This is a genomic window from Mucilaginibacter sp. KACC 22063, from assembly GCF_028736115.1.
GTDB lineage: Bacteria > Bacteroidota > Bacteroidia > Sphingobacteriales > Sphingobacteriaceae > Mucilaginibacter.
Window position 1 is genome coordinate 551836 of record NZ_CP117877.1, and the last position, 24294, is coordinate 576129.

The following is a 24294-nucleotide window of genomic DNA, read 5'->3' on the forward strand; positions in this document are numbered from 1 at the left end:
TAAAGTATTTTACTTAATCAGTTAAGAAGCAATCGTATGTTGTTTCTGGTTTAACCCTAAACCTTGTACCGTTTTTACAATAGCTGTAGCATCATAACCACACTCGGCCCAAAGCTCGTTTTGTTCGCCGTGCTCAATAATTTTATCAGGTATGCCCAGCCTGATAACGTTCGCTTTGTATTGATGATCGGCCATAAATTCTAAAATGGCGCTACCCATACCGCCTTCAAGGCAGCCATCTTCAACGGTGATTACATTGCTGTATTTCTGGAATACTTCATGCAACAGGGCTTCATCCAAAGGTTTCACAAAACGCATATCATATTGTGCAGGATAAAAACCTTCTGCATTTAATGATGCTATTGCTTTAACGGCTTCGTTGCCAATGTGGCCTATTGTTAAAATGGCTACATCTTCACCATCACATATTTTACGGCCTTTACCAACGGGTATTGCCTTAAACGGACGTTTCCAGTCAACCATTACACCATTACCACGCGGGTAGCGGATAATAAAAGGGCCTGCATTGTCTAATTGTGCAGTATACATCAGGTTGCGCAGTTCCTCCTCATTCATTGGCGAAGAAACTACCAAGTTTGGTATGCAACGCATATAAGCCAGGTCATAAGCGCCGTGGTGTGTTGGCCCGTCTGCACCGGCAATACCGGCACGGTCAAGGCAAAATACCACGTTAAGCTTTTGTATGGCAACATCATGCACCACCTGATCATAAGCCCGCTGCATAAAGCTGGAGTAGATATTACAGAACGGCACTAAACCCTGCGTAGCTAAACCAGCGCTAAAAGTAACTGCATGCTGTTCGGCAATACCTACGTCAAAAGCACGGTCGGGCATGGCCTTCATCATCAGGTTTAATGATGAGCCCGAAGGCATGGCCGGGGTAATACCCATTATTTTTTTATTCTGCTCGGCAAGCTCAATAATAGTATGGCCAAACACATCTTGGTATTTAGGCGGCTGAGGCTTGTCATATTTTGCTTTCTTGATTTCGCCGGTGATCTTGTCAAATAATCCAGGGGCATGCCATTTGGTCTGATCTTTTTCGGCCAGTGCATATCCTTTGCCTTTTACGGTAACGCAATGCAAAATTTTAGGCCCGGGGATATCGCGCAGGTCGCGCAATACTTTTACCAAATGTTTAACATCATGGCCGTCGGTGGGGCCAAAATAACGGAACTTAAGCGCCTCAAAGAAATTGCTTTGTTTAAGCAGTGTTCCTTTAATGCTTTTTTCCAGTTTCTTGGCAATCTTAAATGCATCAGGGCCAACCTGTGATAGTTTTCCTAATACATAAGCTATATCATCCCTAAACCGGTTGTATGGTTTAGAGGTGGTAATATCTGTTAAATATTCTTTAAGCGCACCCACGTTAGGGTCAATCGACATGCAGTTGTCGTTCAGGATCACTAAAATATTAGTGTTCTCGATACCTGCATGGTTAAGCGCTTCAAAGGCCATACCCGCTGTCATGGCGCCATCGCCGATAACGGCTACGTGCTGGCGGTCGTTCTCGCCTTTATAGTGCGATGCAACAGCCATACCCAAAGCAGCAGAAATTGAAGTTGACGAGTGGCCGACACCAAAGGTATCGTACTCGCTTTCGCTGCGTTTCGGGAAACCGCTTATACCGCCATAAACACGGTTGGTATGGAAATTATCGCGGCGGCCTGTTAATATTTTATGCCCATATGCCTGGTGGCCAACATCCCATACTAACTGATCGTAAGGCGTGTTAAGCACATAATGCAGGGCTACCGTCAGTTCAACAACACCAAGGCTGGCAGCAAAGTGGCCGCCATTTACTGATACAACATCAATAATATACTGGCGCAGCTGCTGGCACACCTGCTCAAGCTCTTCTTCGCTAAATTGCTTTAAATCAGAGGGCGAATTGATTTTTTGTAGTAAATCTCCGGCAGGAACTTGCATCAAATTATTAAGTAATATAACTTACAAAGTAAGCTATTTTTGTGTACAAATATCGACAAATAATAACATATAAATGTTTGCAATTTTATTCGTTCCGATTTTGCGCAGAATAGCTTATTTTTGAGCGCTTTATGAGCGAAGATCAGTTTGAAATAAGATTACCGCAATTTGAGGGGCCCTTTGATCTTCTGCTGTTTTTTATTGAGCGCGATGAACTTGACATCCAGGACATCCCGATAGCACGCATAACCGATGATTTTCTGAACTATATACAGCACATGAGCAGCCTTAATATGGAAGTGGCCAGCGAATTTATTTTTGTTGCTGCTACCCTGATGCGTATTAAAGCTAAAATGCTGCTGCCGCGTTATGATGCCGAAACCGGCACTGAGATTGACCCCAAAGAGGATCTGGTACGTAAGCTGATCGAATACAAGAAATTTAAACTGGTTTGCGAAGAAATGCGGCCAATGGAAGAAGAAAGGCTTAAACAGGAGAAGCGGGGTAACATTGCCGCAGACCTGCAGCAGGTTGAAGAAGTGCCGCTGCCCGGCGAGGAGCTAAGCAGTATCAGCCTGTATAAGCTAATGCTGGTTTATGACCGTATGCTGCGCCGCTGGCAAACCCGTACCGAGCCGGTAAAACACACCGTAGTACAGTATCCTTATACAATAGAAAAGCAAAAGCTGGCCATTGCCGACCTGCTAAATATCAACAAAAGGCTGGAGTTTGCCGCCATCACAAAAATGTCTGAGAATAAAGTACACTTTGTGTATAATTTCTTAGCTTTATTAGAGATGCTGCAACAACAGTTAATTGAAATTCAGATCGGTACGGGCTACAACAATTTTTGGGTTTCGGCCATACCACAAACCGACTTGAACTAATACACTGTTTTTTTAACTTTTTATGAAAAGAGACAAATTGATTTTTAAACTGCTTGAAGAAGAGCAGGACCGCCAGGAAAAAGGCATTGAACTGATTGCTTCTGAAAACTTTGTGAGCAAACAGGTTATGGAAGCCGCTGGTTCTGTTGCCACTAACAAATATGCCGAAGGTTTACCTGGCAAGCGTTATTATGGCGGCTGCGAAGTAGTTGACGAAATTGAAACCATTGCCATTGAGCGTGCCAAAGAGCTTTTTAACGCCGAATGGGTTAACGTACAACCACACTCTGGCGCACAGGCCAATGCTGCTGTTATGCTGGCTTGCCTGCAGCCAGGAGATAAAATCTTAGGGTTCGACCTTTCACACGGCGGGCACTTAACGCATGGTTCGCCAGTTAACTTTTCAGGGAAACTGTACCAGCCATTTTTCTATGGTGTAAAACAGGATACCGGCCTTATCGATTATGAAAGCCTGCGTGAAACCGCTTTACGAGAACGCCCTAAAATGATCATTTGCGGTGCATCGGCATATTCGCGCGATTGGGATTACGCTTTTATCCGCCAGGTGGCCGACGAGATTGGCGCTTTGGTACTTGCCGATATTTCGCACCCATCAGGCCTTATTGCCAGGGGCTTGCTAAATGACCCGCTTCCGCACTGTCATATCGTAAGCACAACTACACATAAAACATTACGCGGCCCGCGTGGTGGTATGATTATGCTGGGTAAAGATTTCGAAAACCCCTGGGGCCATAAAACACCGAAAGGCGAGATCCGTTTAATGTCAAACCTGCTGGATATGGCCGTTTTCCCAGGCACACAAGGCGGCCCGCTTGAGCATATCATTGCTGCAAAAGCTGTTGCATACGGCGAAGCTTTAAGCGAAGATTATATGAAATACATTTTGCAGGTTAAAAAGAATGCTGCCGCCATGGCCGATGCATTGACCAGCCTGAATTATAACATCATATCCGGCGGAACCGATAACCATTTGATGCTGATTGACCTTCGCAATAAAAACATTACAGGTAAAGCTGCCGAAAATGCACTTGTTACGGCTGACATTACTGTTAATAAAAATATGGTGCCTTTTGATGACAAATCACCTTTTGTTACATCGGGTATACGTGTGGGTACTGCTGCTATTACTACAAGGGGTTTCAAAGAAAAGCACATGGAAGAGATCGTTGGCATGATAGATGCCGTGATTAAAAATCATGAAAGTGAACATTCTATCAGAAAGATACGTAAAAGCGTACACGCTCTGACTGAAAAGTTCCCCCTATATAAGTAATAAGATAGTGTAGTAAGATATGGTTGAACATAATCCTGTACCGGCCAATGAGAAAGAACGATTAGAAGCCCTGAACTCGTATGACATATTGGACACCCTGCCCGAAAAGCAGTATGACGCCATTGTGCGCCTGGCATCCTATATATGCGAAGTACCATTGGCTTTTATCAGTTTCATTGACCGGGACAGGCAATGGTTCAAGTCAAAACAAGGATTGGATGTTGATGCTATCCCCCGTGCCGATTCCTTTTGCCGCTTTACCATTATGTCTGACATATTGGTTGAAGTACCAGACACTACCAAACACAACATATTTTCAGGAAGCCAGATTGTTATCGATGAGCCTAACATCAGGTTTTATGCAAGCGCACCGCTTATTGATCCGGAAGGCCACCATTTAGGTTCGCTGTGTGTATTTGATACCAAGCCTAAAACGCTGAACAATAGTCAGCGGGATGCACTGACTACTTTAGCAGAAGAGGTGATATCGCACCTTACCATACGCAAGCAGAAAAAGGAGCTGGAGGCTACGCTTCAGTGGCATAAAGAATTCTATAACCTGTTTAACAGTTCGCCGGAGATACACTGCATCACCGATAAAGACCTTAACATCTTATTTATTAACAAGGCTGTTACAGGTATCCTGGGTTATCAGCCGCAACAGGCTATCGGGCAGCCCATCTGGAAGTATTTCCCTGATGAAAAGCGTGTAGAGATCTTAAAACTGATGCGCAGCGATGCCAGCAGGTATAACCGTTCTTTCCAGATTGAAACGCCTATTACATTGCCCGATCACAGCGATGTGCGCTTTGTTAGCTGGAGTGTTGTGGCACATGGTGAAAAATGGTATGCCAGCGGACGCGACATTACCGAAAACAAACGTATTGGCGAAGAGCTTGAAATGCTTTCATTGGCAGCAAGTAAAGTGAACAATGGCATCGTTATCAGCAACAGCGATGATAAGGTGGTTTGGGCAAACAGCGGCTTTAAAGATATTACCGGCTATTCGCTTACGGATGTTTATAATCAGCGCTTGCGCGATATTTTAAAAGGGAAAGTTGCTAATAAGACACTTGAAGAGAAGCTTGATGAAGATATTAAATACAAGCGATCTTACGAAGTTGAATTGCAAATGCACCGTAAAGACGGTACTCCGATATGGGTATCTATTATTAACTCCATTGTACGCGATGCTGATGGTAATGTAGATAAACAGATAAGGGTAGTTATTGACATAACCGAACGTAAGCGGATCGAACAGGATGTCGAGATCCTGTCATCAGCTGCACGGCGCTCACCGAGCGGTATCCTCATTCGTGATAAGGATATGCGCATTGTATGGATGAATGAGGCGCTTGAGACAATTACCGGTTATTCACTTGAAGAAATGCGCGGTGAAACTTTTAGCGATAAACTTGTTGGGCCGCAAACCGACACTAAAATTTTACAGGCTGCTATCCAGGCCCGTGAGAATAACAGGCCTTACGAAATTGAGGTAAATCTTTATAAAAAGGATGGTACACCGGTGTGGGTGTTCCTGTCTAACAGTCCATATTTTAATGAAACCGGGCAGTTGGAACGCCAGATTATGGTAGCTGTAGATATTACCGAGCGGAAACTGGCAGAACAGCAACTTACCACACTATCGCTCGTGGCAAGCAATACAACCAGCGGCGTAGTCATAAATAACGGTGAAGGCGAAGTGGAATGGGTAAACCAGGCATTTGAAAAAATTACCGGTTATAACTGCGATGATGTTTATGGTAAACACCTGGGCGATGTACTGAAAGGCGAGCTTACGGATGTAAGTATAATCGAAAAATCGCGTCAACTGTCGCGTAATAAACAGTCTTTTGATGTGGATCTGCTTGTTTACCGCAAAGACGGGAAACCACTATGGGTATCAGTAATCAATTCTGTAATACTGGATGCCGAAGGTAAAGTTGATAAATACATTGAAGTAATCATAGATATTTCTGCCAAGAAGAAAACCGAGATTGAACTGATCTCTGCTAAGGAAGAAGCGTTGCAGCTTAGCCGGGCTAAAGATATGTTCATATCTGTAATGAGCCATGAGATACGTACGCCTTTAAATGCTGTTATCGGCATTTCGCATTTGCTGATTGATGAAAAAACAAATGACGCGCAGGACGAAAATCTTAAAATCCTTAAATTCTCAGCCGAAAACCTTTTAACGCTCATTAACGATGTGCTTGATTTTGCTAAAATAGAGACCGGAAATGTGGAGCTTGAGAAGGCTAATATCAACTTACGCGATTTAATTGGCAGTGTCATTGCTTCTATGCAATACCGCACCGGCAATAAAACGATTTATCTCAAAGAGCATATTGACGCGGACGTTCCTCAACTGATCGTTGGCGATAAAACACGCCTTACGCAGATACTGATGAACCTTATTAGCAATGCTGTAAAGTTTACTGAAGAAGGTGGCGTAACGGTTGATATTAAAGTAATTGAACAGTCACAAAAAGATGTACGTATCAGATTTGCAATAACAGATACGGGCATAGGCATCGCAAAGGACAAACAAAGCACTATATTTGAATCGTTCAAGCAGGCCGAGGCTGACATTACACGCAAGTACGGCGGTACAGGTTTGGGCCTGGCTATTACCAAGCGGCTGATTGAGCTGCATGATTCGCGCATAAATATAGACAGCGTACCGGGCAAAGGCTCAACTTTTTGGTTTACCATTACATTTCCGAAAGTTGAAGAGAACGGCATTAATAATAACTACCAGGTGGAAACAGGATTAAATTTGCATGCATTAGTGGTTGACGATAACCAGATCAACCGCTTATTAATTAATAAGGTATTAAAAAAATGGGGCGCCACGGCTGATTTTGCCGAAAATGGCGCGGAAGCCATTGATAAAATTGATACCAATAAAAATTATGATGTGGTATTAATGGACATTCATATGCCGGTTATGGGTGGGCTGGAAGCTGCGCAAAAAATAAGAAGCAATCAGGGTAATTATTATCAAAACCTGCCTATTATAGCGTTAACGGCATCAATGCTAAATAACCAGATGGATCAAATAGGGCGGGCAGGTATGAATGATTATGTATTAAAACCCTTTGACCCTAAAGCGCTTTTTGATAAGCTGAGCAAATATCAGAAGCAGTAAAAAAAGAAAGCAGAGACCCTCATTGCGATGATCCCTGCTTTAACTATCTAATAAACGCTCCATGTACTTATACGGGAGCAGTTGGGTAATAAGTTTCAACTTTTAGAAAATATTTTCAGATTTTTTTAAAATCCTTATTTAAAGCAAAGGGGGCATTGTTTTTTAATGCCCCCTTTGCTTTTGTCTATATCATCACAACTTATTATTGTTTTGGCTGCTCGGCCGGAGCTTTGCCAATCAGTTCCATAAACTGATCTAACTTAGGTGTGATAATAATTTGTGTACGGCGGTTCTGCGCTTTTCCGGCAGGAGTATCATTGCTGGCTATCGGGTTATATTCGCCACGGCCACCTGCGGTTAAACGTTTCGGATCAACTCCATAATTGTTTTGCAAGCTCTGCACAACTGATGATGCACGCAGTGCACTCAGGTCCCAGTTGTTGCGAATGTTTTTCTGCGTAATAGGCACATTATCTGTATTACCTTCAATCAGTACATCATAGGTGCTGTAATCTTTTATGATCTTGGCAATTTTGCTTAAAGTTTCACCTGCACGGTCAGATACTTCATAACTGCCCGATTTGTAAAGCATGTTATCAGCAAGTGAAATATATACTACGCCTTTAAGTACCTGTACGTTCACATCCTGCATTTCGCTTTGGCTTAATGATCGGGTAAGGTTATTGGTTAGCACCATATTAAGCGAATCGCTTTTATTTTTAGCAGCTATCAATTCTTTAATGTACGAATTTGACCGGTTGATCTCATCAACCAGTTTAGAAATGTTAACATTACCCTGGCTGCTGGCGTTCAAACACTTATCAAGCGCATCTTTTAAAGCCGCAGAATTTGCCCTTTCCTGTGTAAGGCGGTCATCAAGGCTTTTAATCTGGCTGTTGGCAACTGCCAAAGCACGCTCGCTATTCTGGTATTTCATACTCAGATCATTGGTGCTGTTTTGCAATTGGGTGTAATTAGCATCTAACTCTTTGTACTTTTTACTGCTAACGCAGCTTTGCCCGGCTATTGCAACAACAAGCAATACCGGTACTAATAAACGGATTTTCATACCTATTATGTTAATTAACAGATTATTTGGTGTAAATAACGACCTGTGCAATATAAAGTTTTGCAAATAGGTATTATATGATATTTATCACATATATAAATTACTTATTCTGCATAGGCAATTGCAGCAATACTGAGTTTAACACCGGCAATGCTTAGCAGTGTTTGGGCGCACGCTTCTAATGTTGAGCCGGTAGTCATGATATCATCAACCAGTAAAATATGTTTTCCTATTAATGCATCCGGATTTTTTACCGTAAAAGCAGATTGCATATTTTCAAATCTCGAAAACCTCGATTTTTTTGTTTGAGTTGCCGTTGCCTTGGCGCGCAGCAGGTATTTTTCAGAAACAGACGCATTCAGCTTTTCGGCCAGGCCGGCTGCAAAACGGGTGCTTTGATTATATCCGCGCCTTCTGAAACGCGATGGATGCAACGGTACAGGAATAATAAGGTCAACCGTATTAAACTTTTCACTGCTTTGTAAGCGGCTGCCAGCCATGCTGCCCAGTAAATTGCCAATTTGCGGTATGTTACGGTATTTTAAATTATGCAGCAGGCGTTGTACGTTAGTGCCTTTATTGAAATAAAGCAAAGCATAAACGGCCTCCACATCAACCTTGCCCCAAAATTGCTGTGCAGCTGCATTTTGCGGGTTTTTATCAAAGTCGGTGTATGGCAAATTATAAATACATTCAGTGCAGATCAGCTTTTCCTGACGCATTAAGTTGCGTTTACAGCTATTGCATAACTGCGGAAAAATAAGCGAAAGAAAATCGCCAAGGTAAGTATGACTGATATTCATTTCGCATAAGATACAAAAAAATCTTATTATGAAATATTTGCCGCAGCTTTCTCTTTGATTGCCAGCTGGCCGCATGCCGCATCAATATCTTTACCGCGGCTGCGTCTTACATTAGTAATAATGCCCTGCTTACGCAGATAAGCGGCAAATGCATCAATTTTATCTTCGCCGGCATTTAAAAAATCAGCAAAGCTGATAGGGTTATACTCAATAATATTTACCTTGCAGGGCAGGTGCTTGCAAAAACGCGCCAGTTCGGCGGCATCTTCCAGCTCGTCATTAAAATTATTAAATACGATGTACTCGTACGTAACCGGATTTTTTGTTTTAGTGTAGTAGTATTTTAAAGCTTCGGCAAGCGCCTTCAATGAATTTTGCTCATTGATGGGCATAATTTCATTACGCTTTTTATCATTTGCTGCGTGTAATGAAAGTGCCAGGTTAAACTTCACCTGTTCGTCGCCCAGCTTTTTAATCATTTTAGCGATGCCAGCCGTAGATACTGTAATGCGTTTGGCTGCCATGTTAAGGCCATCCTCTGCTGTAATGCGCTCTATTGATTTTAGTACATTGGCATAATTAAGTAAAGGTTCGCCCATACCCATGTATACAATGTTGGTAAGCGGTATGTTGTAGTTTTCGCGCGCCTGTTTGTCTATTAATACCACCTGGTCGTAAATTTCATCAGGGTTAAGGTTGCGCTTACGCTCCATATACCCGGTTGCGCAAAATTTACAGGTTAAACTACAACCCACCTGTGATGATACGCAGGCGGTCATGCGGTCATCAGACGGAATTAAAACACCCTCAATTAAGTGTGTATCGTGTAAAATAAAAGAATTTTTTATAGTTTTATCAGCACTAAACTGGGAGTTGTTGATTTTTACATGATTAATGGTAAAATTTGCCTCCAGTTTATTACGAAGTTCTTTTGAAATATTGCTCATGTCCTGAAAAGAAAAACATGATTTTTTCCAAAGCCATTCATAAACCTGGGTTGCTCTAAAGTTTTTCTCGCCCATAGCAACAAACACTTGTTGCAGTTCGGCAAGGTTTAAACTTCTGATGTCTGTTTTACCAGTATTACGGTTCATATATTACAAAGGTACATAATTTGATAAATACCTGATTTGAAGCGCATCTTTTGAATGTAAAAATTAAAAAACAACAACTCTAAGTTAATTGTAGTGTTTTAATTATTGCAGTATATGATTGGAATGATTTATTGGGTTTGAGATGATATTGTAAGTTAATTTAGATGAAAAGTTACAGAGCCGATTACGTTTTTACTATTAATGCCGATCCGATAAAAAATGGTGTAGTTACTATTGATGATACAGGACAAATTATTGCAGTAAGTAACCAACCGCCCCATGCTGATGCCCCTGTTGAGCAGCTTACTGGTATCTTATGCCCCGGTTTCATAAACACCCACTGCCATGTTGAACTATCTCATTTAATAGATAAGATACCGGTTGGCTGCGGATTAATTGAGTTTATACAGAATATACAATCTTTACGAAACTCAGATCCTGAAGATATTGCAGATGCAGCTTTAAAAGCTGATGCCGAAATGTATGAAAACGGCATAGTTGCCGTGGCCGACATTGTTAACAGCCATATTACCGCCGATTTAAAATCTAAAAGCAAAGTATATTACCACAGCTTTGTTGAAGCTTTTAGTTTTTTGCCCGAAAGAGCAGGCGATGTTTTTGAAAATGCATTAAACTTATTAAAGCAGTTTAAGCCGCAGCCATGTTCTGTGGTGCCGCATGCGCCTTATTCTGTATCAAAAGAGCTGTTCAGGCTGATACGTGATTATTCTGACCGGGGAGATAATCTGTTAAGTATACACAACCAGGAGTGCGAAGATGAAAATAAATTTTACAGGTATAAAACCGGTCGTTTCCTGGACCTTTACGAAGGATTTGGTATAGATATCACTTACTTTAAGCCGCATGCTCGTAATTCTTTGCAGAGCATAGTGCCCCTGTTAAGTAATAAACAACGGATACTATTTGTACATAATACGTTTACTAACCTTAAGGATATTTACTTTATTAAACGTTTTGACAGGGATATATACTGGTGCTTTTGCCCTAATGCCAATATGTATATTGAAGGCCGCTTACCCAAGGTCGACCTGTTTATTGAACAAGGGTATGATATTACATTAGGTACCGATAGCCTGGCATCAAATCATAAATTGTGTATCCTGTCTGAAATGAAAACACTTCAACAGCATTTCCCATCAATTGGTATTGATAAACTATTGGAATGGGGGACCATAAATGGCGCACGTTATTTAGGAATAGATGACGAAAAGGGTTCGCTTGAGGTTGGGAAAAAGCCAGGGCTTAACCTGATCACTAACCTGGATGGCCTGAAACTTACGCCGGAAAGTAAAGTAGTAAGATTAGCCTAACCGCAGCTTTACGTAGCTTATAAATACTACCTTTGTAAGCTATGATAAAACATCTCGATATTACAATAAAAGGAAAGGTGCAGGGCGTTTCTTTCAGGGCGTCTACAAAAGCCGTTGCCGATCAGTTAGGCGTTAAAGGCTATATCACCAACATGCCTGATGGCGATGTGTTTATTGAGGCCGAAGCAGATGGACAGTTTATGGATATGTTTATTGACTGGTGCAATGAAGGCCCTGATGCTGCCCGTGTCAGCGAGGTGCTAACCCATGAGGGCGAACTGAAAAACTATCGTAATTTTGAGGTTTTAAAAAAATCATTGCAATAAATTATTGCAGTTTAAACTATTACGCTATTGTCAACAGCTAAAAAATTTGCCGGACAAACAGCCGTTTACGGCCTAAGCACTATAGCCTCAAGGGTACTGAATTTCTTTCTGACACCGGTGTATACCAGGGCTTATGCTCCCGGTGCATATGGTATCCTTACCACCATGTTCAGTTATGTATCTATATTAAATGCAGTAATGGCATTTGGTATGGAGACTACCTTTTTCAGGTACCTGAACAAGCACCCTGAAAACAAGCAAAAGGTTTACAATAATGCTTTTGCCTCTATTTTTGCAATCACGATCATTTTTCTGCTGATCACTATACCTTTTATTCCTCATATTGTTGATTTTATTAATGTAAGCAGCGCCCATAAAGTGCAGCATTTGCATGCAAAAGTTACCGATACCAGTTACAGCGATTTTGTAACCTACGTTGATTACTTTATAGCCATTTTAGTGATTGATGCCTGGTGTGTTATCCCATTTGCAAAGATCCGCGCAGAAGGCCGCCCTGGTCGGTATGGACTGATCAAGTTTATCAACATCATCTTATTCATCACTTTGAACCTTATTTTCATCTGGGGCCTGCCTTATTGGACTGCACATCATCTTGCAGGTACCGAATGGATTAATACATGGTATACAAAAGGCTGGGTGGGATACGTTTTTCTTTCAAACCTGTTAGCCAGTATACTCACCTTTTTATTATTGCTGCCTGAGCTGATTAAGGTACGCTTTAAACTGGATATACCTATGCTGGCCAGTATGTACAGTTATAGCTGGCCGGTACTAATAGCTAACCTATCGTTTATTGTTAATGAGAACCTTGATAAGCTGCTTTTGGGTAAACTACTGCCCGAAAAAGTAGGCTTAACAGAAGTGGGTATTTATGGCGGTTGCGCTAAAATATCACTGTTCCTCAGCATTTTTGTACAGGCCTTCCGTTTAGGGGCCGAGCCTTTCTTTTTTAGTCACGCCAAGAATAAAAATGCAGGTAATACCTACGCCCGCATTATGGATTACTTTGTAATAACGGTGTGTGTGATTTTCCTTGGCATTGTCGCTAATATTGAGATACTCAAATATTTTATACCTAATAAAAATTACTGGGTGGGCTTGCCTGTAGTGCCGCCGCTTGTGTTTGGTTATGTAAGTCTTGGTATTTATATGAATCTTTCAGTTTGGTATAAGCTGTCAGATCAAACCAAATACGGCCTGTATATATCAGGTATAGGCGCTATTGCCACTATTGTTTTAAATGTGTTATTTATTCCCAAATACAGTTACATGGCATCGGCTTGGGCATCATTTGCTGCCTACACCATCATGATGGTATTATCATACGTCTGGGGGCAAAAAAACTACCCTATCCCTTACAATTTAAAGAAGAATTTAGCGTATATCATTGCATCGCTTGTACTTGTGTTCCTGTCGTTCAGTGTTTTTCATCGTAACATCTTTATTGGGAATGCGTTGTTAATAGCATTTGCAGGCACCGCTTTGTACTTAGAAAGAAAAGAATTAATAGCTTTACTTAAAAAATAAATGATCGTCCGGGTAATTAATAAATCTAAAAACCAGCTGCCGGGTTACGAAACCGTCCATTCTGCCGGTATGGATCTTCGTGCCGACCTGGAAGCGCCTGTAACTTTACAGCCAATGGAGCGTAAACTTGTACCAACAGGTTTACATATCGAACTACCTGAAAGCTATGAAGCGCAAATTCGCCCTCGCAGCGGATTAGCTTTTAAACATGGTATTACGGTACTTAATTCGCCCGGAACAATTGATGCCGATTACCGCGGAGAAATTAAGGTGCTGCTGGTTAACCTTTCAACTGAAACTTTTGAAATAAACAACGGCGACCGTATTGCCCAGATGATTATTTCAAAGCACGAGAAGATTGCCTGGGAAGAAACGGAAACCTTAAATGAAACGGTACGTGGTGCCGGCGGATACGGGCATACAGGAGTGAATTAATTAATGAAATTAAAGCTGACATTGGCAGGCATGGCCTTATTGCCCGCGCTGGTTTATGCACAAACCAATACGGAAGCTAACGTCATGTCCGCTCCAAAAGCCAGGGCGCTGTCATCAACAGACAGCCTGATGGTACGCCAGCTTTACTTTTCGGCCATGCGCGAAAAAACCATCGAGAATTTTTCGCAGGCTACAGAAATACTTACCCGTGTTTTACAGATAGATCCCAATAATGCAGCGGCCATGTATGAGCTGGCAGGACTTAAAAGGATAGCCAATGATAATGCCACTGCACAACAACTGCTTGAGACGGCTACTACTATTCAGCCTGATAACGTTTGGTACTGGGTTGCCCTTGCAGGTATTTATGAAAAAAGCAATAACCTGCCGCGTCTTGATAGCGTGTTTTCGCAACTCATCAGGCTACAGCCAGATAACCCCGACTATTATTTTGATAAAGCTAATGGACTTGTTATTGAAAAAAAGTATGACGAGGCCTTAGCTGTTTATGATAGTGTAGAAAGAATAACCGGCGTTACCGATGATCTTATTGCCCGCAGGCAGCGCGTATACCTGGCGCAGGGTAAAATAGACAAAGTTACTTCGGCGCTTAAACAGGCCATTGTTGAAAACCCTAACAACATCAAATACTACCTGATGCTGGGCGAGGTTTATAATTCAAATGGCTTAAATGAAGATGCTTTGAACGCCTTTAACAAGGCGGCTAAGCTTGACCCTCAAAATGGCGGCATACATTTAATGCTGGCTGATATTTACCGCAACATAAAAAACTACGAAGCCAGCTTTAACGAGCTTAAGATCGCATTTGCTATACCCGATTTGCAGTTTGATCAAAAAGTGCGTATCATAATGGGATACCTGCCAAAGTTTCCTGATCCCAATGCAAAAGCAAGCGCGCTTGAATTGAGCCGGCTATTAGTTGCCACACACCCAACCGAAGCACGAGGCTATGCCATTTATGGTGACATGCTGCTGCAAAATCAGAAGTTTAAAGAAGCTAAAGCCCAGTATCAAAAATCCATTGCCCTTAATGATAAAATATATGCCGTGCATGAGCAACTGGTACGGATTGATATGGGCGAAAGTGATTTTGACGGGGCCATAAAGGATGGTGAAAATGCTTTAACGCTGTTCCCTAACCAGGCATGGATGAATTACCTTGTCGGTGTGGCCTATGCTCAGAAAAAGAACTTTACCAAAGCGCTGGGTTACCTTCAAAATGCAGCGTCATTAGAAACACAGGACAAAGAGCTGCTATCGCAATGCTATTCTGGCATTGGCGATTGCTACCATGATATGAAAGATTTCAAGGCATCTGATGATGCTTACGATAAATCTTTAAGCTACAATCCGGATAATGCCTATACGCTGAACAATTATGCTTACTACCTGTCTGTAAGAGGTGTTAACCTGGATAAGGCCGAGCAGATGTCTAAAAGGTCAAACGAGTTACAGCCTGCTACCGCATCATTTGAGGATACTTATGCATGGATCCTTTTTAAGCAAAAGAAATACGCAGAGGCAAAAGTGTGGATGGAAAAGGCACTGGTTAATGATAAAGATCATAGTGCAGTGCAAACAGAACATTACGGAGATATTATGTTTTATTTAGGTAATGTAGAGGCAGCCGTACAAAACTGGAAAAAATCAAAATCGTACGGTAACCAATCTTCTGTTTTAGAACGAAAAATAAATGAAAAAAAGTATATCGAATAGTTTACTGCTTTTAAGCGGTATTATTATACTGGCAAGCTGCCATTCAAAAAAACAACTGGTAAAACGCCAGGCAGATTCATCGGCTGTACGTACCGACAATGCCGCTTCGGCTGTAAAGAATAAGATCAATGCGATAAAAAGCAAACAGGTCAGCTTTACTACTTTCTCTGGCAAGGCCAAAACTAAGCTAAATGTAAATGGCAACAGTAATGACGTTACCATGAATATCCGCATTCAGAAAAATCAGAAGATCTGGGTTTCCATTACAGCGGTTATAGGTATAGAGGTTGCCCGTGCTTTAATTACTCCGGACAGTATCCTGGTGATCAATAAACTGCAAAGCGTATATATCAAAAAGCCTTTCAGCTATATTTATACTTACGCCAGCAGGCAGGTAAATTACAAAACAGTTGAATCATTGCTGGTTGGTAATGCTATTCCGGAGTTGCTGAATGAAAATGGTAAACTGGAGCCATCAAACGGAAATGTAGTTATCGACGGCCAATTACAGGATTTACTGTACAAGCTGATTATTGGTCCTGATTTAAAAGTGACCAGTACAGATTTAAGTAACCAGTCAGCAGGCCAGTCGTTGCATATCGATAACAGTGCATTTGTACAGGCGGATGGCAGGGTCATTCCATCAGAGATTGCTTTTTCATCAACAGTGAAAAACAAAACGATACAGGCAGACCTGAAATACTCAAAAACAGAGTTTGATCAGCCGCTTGATTTTCCGTTTAGCATACCATCCCGTTTTTCACAGGTAAATTAAAATTGTACTTTTGAATTAATGAAAGTTTTAAGATACCTACTTTTCTGCACCCTTGCGCTTACAGCCCTTAATGCGTTTTCGCAAAGCAGCGCGGAATTGAAAAAACGCCGGGATAAACTGAACCAGGAACTGGAGCAACTAAACGACGAATACCAGGAAACCTTAAAAAACAAGAAAACCAATCTTAAACAGTTAAATCTGCTTAAAGCGCAGATTTCTGTACGAGAGGACAAGATCAACACTTTAAACTCTGAAGTACGTTTACTGGGCAATCAGATCAACGAGAACACCAATACGGTGCATACCTTACAAGGCCAGCTGGATCAGTTGAAAAAGGAGTATGCCGCCATGATTGTGTTTGCTTATCATAATCAAAGCGCATACAGTAAATTGATGTTTGTTTTTGCCGCAAAGGATTTTAATCAGGCTTATAAAAGGCTGAAATATTTGCAGCAGTTTGGTGCCTACCGCGAGCGCCAGGCGGCATCTATACAAGGCACCCAGCACGAACTGAATCACAAGATCACCCAGCTTGACCGCACTAAGAATGAGCAGGCCAATCTGTTAAAGGATCAGGAAAAAGAAAAAGAAAAACTGGGTAAAGAAAAAAATGACCAGGTGGTTGTTATCAGTACCTTATCTAAGCAACAAGGCGAACTTAAGCAACAACTTAAAGCTGCGCAAAGGCAAAAAGCCCAGATTGAACGGCAGATACAGGTGGCTATACGCCGCGAGGTGGAAGAAGCCCGCCGAAGGGCGGAGGCCGAAGCACGCGCAGCTGCAGCTCGCCTTGCTGCTGAAAGAGCGAAAGCCGCAGCCGCAGGTAATGCTGCTCCTGTAGCCCCAAAAGCTGCTCCTGCAAAATCTACCAATAGCGAATTGCTTAACGCGACACCAGAAGCTGCAAAACTTTCAAACGACTTTTTAGGTAACAAAGGACGCCTGCCGTGGCCGGTTGCAAATGGCATTATAACCCAGGAGTTCGGTATGACGTATATCGAAGGTATCAAAACAGATAACCCCGGTATTGATATCCGCACGGGCAGTGGTGCAGCCGTTCGTACCGTATTTTCAGGAGAAGTTACAAGCGTGAACAATATTAGTGGTACTTATCTCGTTGTAGTAAGACACGGCGAATATTTTACCGCCTATGCAAACCTAAGATCTGTCAGTGTTTCTAAAGGAGAAAAAGTGGGCATTAAGCAATCGGTAGGTACCGTTGCTACAGATGCAGCCACCGGCGAAACACAGGTTCACTTTGAATTATATAAAGGCCAAACGGCTGTAAATCCTAAGTTATGGCTTGCGCCTCAATAATTTAGTTAAACTTTGTAATATAATAATTGTCTATATTTGTAAATCATTCATAGTATGTTTCACCCGGTTTTATTATTCCTGAATATTGGTACCCCAGAGATGATCCTCATCCTGTTTGTGGCTTTGTTGCTTTTTGGTGGCGAAAAACTACCTCAGCTGGCAAGAGGTCTTGGTAAGGGTATCCGTGATTTTAAAGATGCATCTGAAGGTGTTAAACGCGAAATTCAGAATCAGATTAATACACTTGAAGAGAAAGACGAGCCTGTTGCACCAGTTGTAGCCGAAACGCCTGAACCAATTGTTGCTAATACGGCACCATTAAGCGGTACAAATTATACAGGTATAGCTCCGGTTATTGAACATGAAACCAGCCATGCTGATGTTTCTCATTTGATAAGCAACGAAGCACATGTAGAAAATAATGAGAACCATACAGCGGTTTCTGACGTACATGCAGAAACAAAGGCTGAGGATAAACAACAGTTGAGTTAAAAGAATTACATAAACACATAAATCAAATCATCATGGGTGGATTAGGCGCACCAGAAATTATTCTGATCATCATCGCAATTTTAATTCTGTTTGGCGGAAAGAAAATTCCTGAACTAATGAAAGGTTTAGGCAAAGGCGTGAAAGAATTTAAAGACGCACAAAACGGAGAAGGTACTGAAAACAGAACCGGCGAAAAAACCAACGCATAAGCGTTAGGTTTAACAAAACCTCCTTATTATACCGAATTAGTAAACTTATCGGTTGAAATTTACTTTCAACTGATAAGTTTTTTTATTTTTAGCCCATGGCTATAACTTATCCTTCATACAGTGGGCTTAAAGAAGCATTGTTTTCAGGCGCTACCACTGCAGAAGAACTGGTAAATAATTATCTGCAAAAAATTAAAGCAAATGCACACCTTAATGCATTTGTGGAAGTTTTCGAGACTGAAGCAATTGCACAGGCTAAAGCTGTTGATGCAAAGATTAAAAGTGGCAACGCAGGCCGGCTTGCCGGTATGGTGATCAGCATGAAGGATAATATCCTTTACAAAGGCCACAAGGTAACCGCCGCTTCTAAGATCCTTAATAATTATACAGCAATTTATTCGTCCACGATAGTGGAACGCCTGCTTGCCGAAGACGCCATTATTATCGGCAGCTGCAACTGTGACGAGTTTGCCATGGGTGCAGCTAATGAAAATTCATATTACGGCCCCGTTAAAAATTTTGCCGACGAAACCCGCGTTCCGGGTGGCTCGTCTGGTGGTTCAGCGGTAAGTGTACAGGCGGGTATGTGTCATGCTTCAATAGGTACAGATACGGGCGGTTCTATCCGCCAGCCTGCTTCTTTTTGTAATGCTGTTGGCTTTAAACCTACCTACGGTACCATATCACGTCACGGTATTATTGCTTATGCATCATCATTTGACCAGGTTGGTACCATTACACGTTCGGTAGAAGACGCTGCCCTGCTAACAGAAGTAATGGCCGGCCCGGATGAATACGACAGCACACTTATGCAGGCCAAGCCGGCATCGTTAAGCGCAGAGCTAAAGAAAGTAGAAGCTCCTCAAAAGATCGCTTACCTTAAAGAAGCGCTTGAACGCCCGGGTTTAGACCCCGAAATAAAGGAAGGCTTGCTAAATGCCATTGAAAAATTAAAACAGGCAGGCCATACGGTTGAGCCGGTATCATTTGAATACCTGGATTACGTAGTGCCAACTTACTATATCCTTACTATGGCAGAGGCTTCGTCAAATTTAGCCCGTTATGATGGTGTGCATTATGGTTACCGCAGCCCTAATGCGGTCGACCTGACCACTACCTATAAACGCTCACGCTCTGAAGGGTTTGGTAAAGAAGTAAAACGCCGTATTATGCTGGGTACATTTATATTAAGCGCCGGTTATTACGATGCATATTACACCAAAGCGCAGAAAATGCGCAGGCTGATCAGAGAAAAAACCTGTGAGATATTGGAGCGATTTGATTTTATCCTTACTCCCACCAGTCCAGAACTGCCACCTAAAATAGCACAGGAAGAACGTGACCCATTGGTATCATACCTGGCTGATATTTTTACAGTGCAGGCATCACTTTCAGGGCTTCCGGCAATTTCACTTCCGGTTAAAAATAATGCTGGCAATTTGCCGTTTGGATTACAATTAACAACCAAAAGGCGTAACGAACAGGGTTTGTTAAATTTTTCTAAAACATTTTTAGATTTAAGTTAATATATTTAATTTAGTGTCATTGCTTTAACCTAAGCACACAAAGTATTAAACCCTTTATTTAAATGTTGAGATTTTTTACTATTGCTGCTTGTGTTTTGATGTCGAATATGGCGCTTGGTGCATCCGAGCACATCGCTTCTTCAGATTCTGCTAACACTAACAAAGCTTACCAGGTCAGTCGCTTTCGCAGCGATACTATTCAGGTACCGGTAATTGCAACGCCAACCCAGCTAAATAATAACTATCCGGGTTCTTTTATGAAAGGCCGCTTAACGGCAATTCAAAAAGATGTACCTCTGGATTATAACGAATTTGTACAAAGCTATATAGACAATTATACCAGTCCTAACCGCCGCGATGAAATGGGCCGTATCATTGGCCTGGCTAAGTATTATTTTCCTATTTACGAAAAAGCTTTTGCCGATGCAGGTATCCCAAAGGAAATTGAATTTCTTTCAATTGTAGAATCTGCGCTAAATCCGAATGCGACTTCACGTGTTGGTGCAGCAGGTTTATGGCAGTTTATGTCTACCACGGGCCGCACGTATGGCTTAAACATTAATAATTATGTTGATGAACGCCGCGACCCTGTACAGGCAAGCTACGCCGCCGCTGCCTATTTAAAAGATGCCTACCAAGAGTTTGGCGACTGGCTGTTGGCCATTGCTGCGTATAACTGCGGTAAAGGGAGCGTAGAGCGGGCTATTGAAAAAGCAAACGCTACAGATTATTGGTCAATCCGCCCATATCTTCCGGTTGAAACCCGCGGATATGTGCCTGCTTATATTGCCGTAGCTTATGTCATGAATTATTTTGATCAGCATAAGATCACGCCGCAAACCTGCACTTTGCCTATGCAGACTGATACCGTTATGGTAAACAAGTTTGTATCGCTTGATAATATTTCACGTGTGATCAATGTTGATCTGGCGCAGCTGTCTATTCTTAACCCATCTTATCTGCGCCTTGTGGTAAATGGCACGCCAGCTGTTCCGCGCAGATTGATCATCCCGCAAATAGCGAAAGAAAAATACAGTGCTTTATATGATGCATTAAATGGCACTACCCTTACCGTTGCTGCCCAGCCGGTGGTGAATACCATTGATCCTGATGCTGGCCCGGCACAACGCATGCCATCATACCATACCGTTAAAAAGGGCGAAACCCTTGCCGGTATTGCAGACAGGTTTGGAGTTGAGGTGAGTGATCTTAAAGTATGGAACCACATTACAGGTAACCGTGCCACTCCGGGGCAGGTACTTAAAGTAAGCGCTCCTGAAAATGTAACCGCTGCCCGCACGGCTATTGCGGCAGGTATGTAAAAGCTTAATTTTGTTAGCAAACAATTATTTGCCATCTTGTTGAAAACAAGGCAAACATTCCTTTTCGAGTAAAAAAGAATTGTAATTTTGTCCTTTGACTTGAGAAGAATGAATACTACTAACCGTAAGCTGGATGCGCTTAACTATCATGCTAAGGGCCGTCCGGGAAAAATTCAGGTAGTTCCAACAAAACCTACCAATTCGCAACGCGACCTTACCATGGCTTATTCGCCCGGCGTTGCAGAACCATGTCTGAAAATTGCCGAAAATACCGACGATGTTTATAAATATACAGCAAAGGGTAACCTGGTAGCTGTAATCAGTAATGGCACTGCCGTGCTTGGCCTGGGCAACATTGGCCCCGAAGCCAGCAAGCCTGTGATGGAAGGTAAGGGCCTGCTTTTTAAAATATATGCCGATATCGATGTGTTCGACCTGGAGTTGAACACTCAGAATGTAGATGAATTTGTCAACATCGTGAAGGCGCTTGAACCCACCTTCGGTGGTGTAAACCTGGAGGATATCTCTGCACCTACCTGCTTTGAAATAGAACGCCGCCTTAAAGCGGAGATGAATATCCCTGTAATGCATGACGACCAGCATGGTACCGCTATCATTTCGGGTGCAGCGCTTATCAACGCCTGCGAAATACAGGGTAAAGATCTTAGCCAGATAAAAATGGTGGTTAACGGTGCCGGTGCCGCTGCTGTTTCCTGTTCAAAAATGTACCTTTCACTGGGGGTTAAAAAGGAAAACCTGGTGATGTTCGACATCAATGGCGTTCTTAATAACAGTCGTACCGATCTTGACGAAACCAGGATGATGTTTGCCACTGACCGTGCAGATGTGGTTACGCTTTCTGACGCCATGAAAAACGCTGATGTTTTCATCGGTCTTTCAGCAGGTAATGTGGTAACTCCGGCAATGCTTTTAAGCATGGCCGAAAATCCTATTGTATTTGCAATGGCTAACCCTACCCCGGAGATTGATTATGAAACCGCAGTAAATACCCGCGAGGACATTATTATGGCTACCGGGCGTTCAGATTTTCCGAACCAGGTAAACAATGTACTGGGTTTCCCTTACATTTTCCGTGGTGCGCTTGATGTGAGGGCAACAGCCATTAACGAAGAAATGAAGCAGGCGGCAGCGCATGCCATTGCCGAGCTTGCTAAAAAGCCCGTACCGGAAGCGGTTAACCTGGCCTATAATACCAAAAATCTGAAATTCGGCCGCGATTATATTATTCCGAAGCCGATGGATCAGCGCCTTATTGTAGAGGTATCAATGGCGGTGGCCAAAGCAGCCGTTGACTCTGGCGTGGCCCGTAAACAAATTACAGACTGGAATGCTTACGCGGAAGAATTGCAAAACCGTATCGGTAAGGACGACCGCCTGCTGCGCAGCATTTCTTTAAAAGCCAAGCAAAGCCCTAAACGTGTTGTTTTTGCAGAAGCAGATAATTACAAGATATTACGTGCTGCCCAGATTGTAAAAGATGAAGGCATTGCCACACCGATATTGTTAGGGAATAAAGAACGTATAAAGCAGATCATCGAAGAAACAGAACTTGAACTTGGTGATGTGCGTATCATCGATCCGCGAAATGAGGATTGCCCGCATGCAGATGAGTATGCCCAGTACCTGTATGAAAAAAGACAGCGCCGCGGCATTACGTTATACGAAGCTAAAAAACTGTTGACAGACCGTAACTACTATGGCGCATCAATGGTACAGTTTGGCGAGGCCGATGCTTTGATTTCCGGTTTAACTAAAAGCTATGTAAGTACTATAAAACCGGCATTGCAGATCATAGGTACTGAGCCTGGCGTAAGCCGTGTTGCCGGTATGTATATGATGATTACACAAAAGGGTCCTGTGTTCTTTGGTGATACTACCGTAAATGTAAACCCCACTGTTGAAGAGCTGGTAGATATCACCGTACTGGTTGAAAAATCTGTACGCCAGTTTAATATACAGCCACGCATTGCCCATTTATCATATTCAAACTTTGGCTCTAATGATGGGCCAATTCCTGAGAAATCACGCGAGGCGGTACGCATTCTGCATGAGCGCTATCCGGATATGGTGGTAGATGGTGAAATGCAGGCTAACTTTGCTATTAATGCTGAACTGCTTGCCGATAATTTTCCGTTTGCAACGCTTAATGGCAAACCGGCCAATACATTGATTTTCCCTAATCTGGAATCGGGTAACGTAGCTTATAAGCTATTGCAGGAATTAGGTGGAGCTGAGGCTGTTGGCCCCATTTTGCTTGGGCTTAATAAACCTGTACACGTACTACAATTGGGCAGTTCTGTACGCGAGATCGTAAACATGGTCACCATCGCTGTTCTGGACGCACAACAAAAAGGAGAGCAAAATAAGTAACCCGGTTAAAAAAATTTCGTAGAAAGAAGTACAGGCAGATGTTTGATTATATTGAAGGCAAATTAGCGTTTAAATCGCCCGCTTATGCAGTAATAGATGTAGGCGGGATAGGTTATCACATCAATATCTCTGTGAATACCTATAGTAAACTTGGCGATGCTTTAAAATATAAATTATACACCTGGTTGCATGTAAAAGAAGATGCCCACACGCTTTATGGCTTTGCTGATGAAGGCGAACGGCGTCTTTTTTTACATCTGATATCTGTTTCGGGCATTGGCCCCAATACGGCCCGCATGATGCTGTCGTCCATAACCCCTGAAGAAATACAGGATGCAATTGTTAAAGGCCATGTGCCAACTATACAACGCATAAAGGGTATAGGGCCCAAATCGGCTCAGCGGCTGGTGCTTGAGTTGCAGGATAAATTAAAGAAAGAAGGTTACGAGACACTTATTGCAGTGCCGCTTAACCATACAGTTAAAGATGAAGCCTTAACCGCATTGGTAATGCTGGGTTTTGCCCGTAACGTTGCCGAAAAGGTGCTGGATAATGAAATTAAAAGGCAGCCGGAGAGCTTGAATGTTGAACAGCTGATAAAAGCAGCCTTAAAAAGTTTATAGTATCGTAAATATTT

The 24294-nt window shown here is 42.4% G+C and carries 20 protein-coding genes; 16 read left to right on the forward strand and 4 right to left on the reverse strand.

What is annotated here, in order from left to right:
• Positions 1 to 21 precede the first annotated feature (21 nt).
• Positions 22 to 1950, reverse strand: a complete 1929-nt coding sequence (gene dxs / locus PQ461_RS02465; protein ID WP_274208046.1) for a 1-deoxy-D-xylulose-5-phosphate synthase — start codon at positions 1948 to 1950, stop codon at positions 22 to 24.
• Between the two features lie 131 nt (positions 1951 to 2081).
• Here dxs and PQ461_RS02470 point away from each other — a divergent pair, with 131 nt between their 5' ends.
• From PQ461_RS02470 to PQ461_RS02480, 3 genes are read left to right on the forward strand one after another with little or no spacing between them, the layout of a single operon-like run.
• On the forward strand, positions 2082 to 2837 hold the full coding sequence (locus PQ461_RS02470; protein ID WP_274208047.1) for a segregation and condensation protein A: 756 nt from the start codon (positions 2082 to 2084) through the stop codon (positions 2835 to 2837).
• A 22-nt stretch (positions 2838 to 2859) separates the two neighbouring features.
• Entirely contained in the window at positions 2860 to 4131 is a 1272-nt protein-coding gene (gene glyA, locus PQ461_RS02475; protein WP_274208048.1) for a serine hydroxymethyltransferase, read from the forward strand.
• 19 nt (positions 4132 to 4150) lie between these two features.
• Positions 4151 to 7282, forward strand: coding sequence for a PAS domain S-box protein (locus PQ461_RS02480; protein WP_274208049.1), 3132 nt, complete (start codon positions 4151 to 4153; stop codon positions 7280 to 7282).
• A 202-nt stretch (positions 7283 to 7484) separates the two neighbouring features.
• Here PQ461_RS02480 and PQ461_RS02485 read toward each other — a convergent pair whose 3' ends face one another.
• From PQ461_RS02485 to rlmN, 3 genes are all read right to left on the reverse strand, one after another.
• Positions 7485 to 8351 (reverse strand): OmpA/MotB family protein, encoded by an 867-nt coding sequence (locus tag PQ461_RS02485; protein ID WP_274208050.1) that lies wholly within the window; start codon positions 8349 to 8351, stop codon positions 7485 to 7487.
• A 104-nt stretch (positions 8352 to 8455) separates the two neighbouring features.
• Complete coding sequence (locus PQ461_RS02490) at positions 8456 to 9154, reverse strand: ComF family protein (RefSeq protein ID WP_274208051.1); 699 nt, start codon at positions 9152 to 9154, stop codon at positions 8456 to 8458.
• Between the two features lie 26 nt (positions 9155 to 9180).
• The gene (gene rlmN, locus PQ461_RS02495) at positions 9181 to 10248 is read right to left on the reverse strand and encodes a dual-specificity RNA methyltransferase RlmN (RefSeq protein ID WP_274208052.1); all 1068 of its coding nucleotides are present in this window, start codon (positions 10246 to 10248) and stop codon (positions 9181 to 9183) included.
• A 164-nt stretch (positions 10249 to 10412) separates the two neighbouring features.
• On the opposite strand from rlmN, the gene PQ461_RS02500 reads away from it, so the two are divergent.
• The 13 genes from PQ461_RS02500 (at position 10413) to ruvA (ending at position 24280) form a co-directional block, all read left to right on the forward strand.
• Positions 10413 to 11579 carry an amidohydrolase family protein gene (locus tag PQ461_RS02500; protein ID WP_274208053.1) on the forward strand — a complete coding sequence of 389 codons (1167 nt, stop codon included), beginning with the start codon at positions 10413 to 10415 and terminating at the stop codon, positions 11577 to 11579.
• A gap of 41 nt (positions 11580 to 11620) precedes the next feature.
• Positions 11621 to 11905 (forward strand): acylphosphatase, encoded by a 285-nt coding sequence (locus PQ461_RS02505; protein ID WP_337993489.1) that lies wholly within the window; start codon positions 11621 to 11623, stop codon positions 11903 to 11905.
• Between the two features lie 27 nt (positions 11906 to 11932).
• Positions 11933 to 13453, forward strand: a complete 1521-nt coding sequence (locus tag PQ461_RS02510; RefSeq protein ID WP_274208054.1) for an oligosaccharide flippase family protein — start codon at positions 11933 to 11935, stop codon at positions 13451 to 13453.
• Positions 13454 to 13888 (forward strand): dUTP diphosphatase, encoded by a 435-nt coding sequence (gene dut, locus PQ461_RS02515; protein WP_274208055.1) that lies wholly within the window; start codon positions 13454 to 13456, stop codon positions 13886 to 13888.
• Between the two features lie 3 nt (positions 13889 to 13891).
• Positions 13892 to 15625, forward strand: a complete 1734-nt coding sequence (locus tag PQ461_RS02520; RefSeq protein ID WP_274208056.1) for a tetratricopeptide repeat protein — start codon at positions 13892 to 13894, stop codon at positions 15623 to 15625.
• On the forward strand, positions 15603 to 16400 hold the full coding sequence (lolB1, locus tag PQ461_RS02525; RefSeq protein WP_274208057.1) for a lipoprotein insertase outer membrane protein LolB1: 798 nt from the start codon (positions 15603 to 15605) through the stop codon (positions 16398 to 16400). The genes PQ461_RS02520 and lolB1 overlap by 23 nt, the downstream gene beginning before the upstream one ends.
• Positions 16401 to 16418: 18 nt before the next feature.
• Entirely contained in the window at positions 16419 to 17717 is a 1299-nt protein-coding gene (locus PQ461_RS02530) for a murein hydrolase activator EnvC family protein (protein ID WP_274208058.1), read from the forward strand.
• 54 nt (positions 17718 to 17771) lie between these two features.
• Complete coding sequence (locus tag PQ461_RS02535; protein WP_274208059.1) at positions 17772 to 18209, forward strand: Sec-independent protein translocase subunit TatA/TatB; 438 nt, start codon at positions 17772 to 17774, stop codon at positions 18207 to 18209.
• Between the two features lie 32 nt (positions 18210 to 18241).
• Entirely contained in the window at positions 18242 to 18418 is a 177-nt protein-coding gene (gene tatA / locus PQ461_RS02540; RefSeq protein WP_274208060.1) for a twin-arginine translocase TatA/TatE family subunit, read from the forward strand.
• 95 nt (positions 18419 to 18513) lie between these two features.
• A complete protein-coding gene (gene gatA, locus PQ461_RS02545; RefSeq protein ID WP_274208061.1) occupies positions 18514 to 19944 on the forward strand; it encodes an Asp-tRNA(Asn)/Glu-tRNA(Gln) amidotransferase subunit GatA in 1431 nt (476 codons plus the stop codon).
• 62 nt (positions 19945 to 20006) lie between these two features.
• The gene (locus PQ461_RS02550) at positions 20007 to 21266 is read left to right on the forward strand and encodes a lytic transglycosylase domain-containing protein (protein ID WP_274208062.1); all 1260 of its coding nucleotides are present in this window, start codon (positions 20007 to 20009) and stop codon (positions 21264 to 21266) included.
• 108 nt (positions 21267 to 21374) lie between these two features.
• Positions 21375 to 23657 carry an NADP-dependent malic enzyme gene (locus tag PQ461_RS02555; protein ID WP_274208063.1) on the forward strand — a complete coding sequence of 761 codons (2283 nt, stop codon included), beginning with the start codon at positions 21375 to 21377 and terminating at the stop codon, positions 23655 to 23657.
• A 38-nt stretch (positions 23658 to 23695) separates the two neighbouring features.
• Entirely contained in the window at positions 23696 to 24280 is a 585-nt protein-coding gene (gene ruvA / locus PQ461_RS02560) for a Holliday junction branch migration protein RuvA (protein WP_274208064.1), read from the forward strand.
• Positions 24281 to 24294 lie beyond the last annotated feature (14 nt).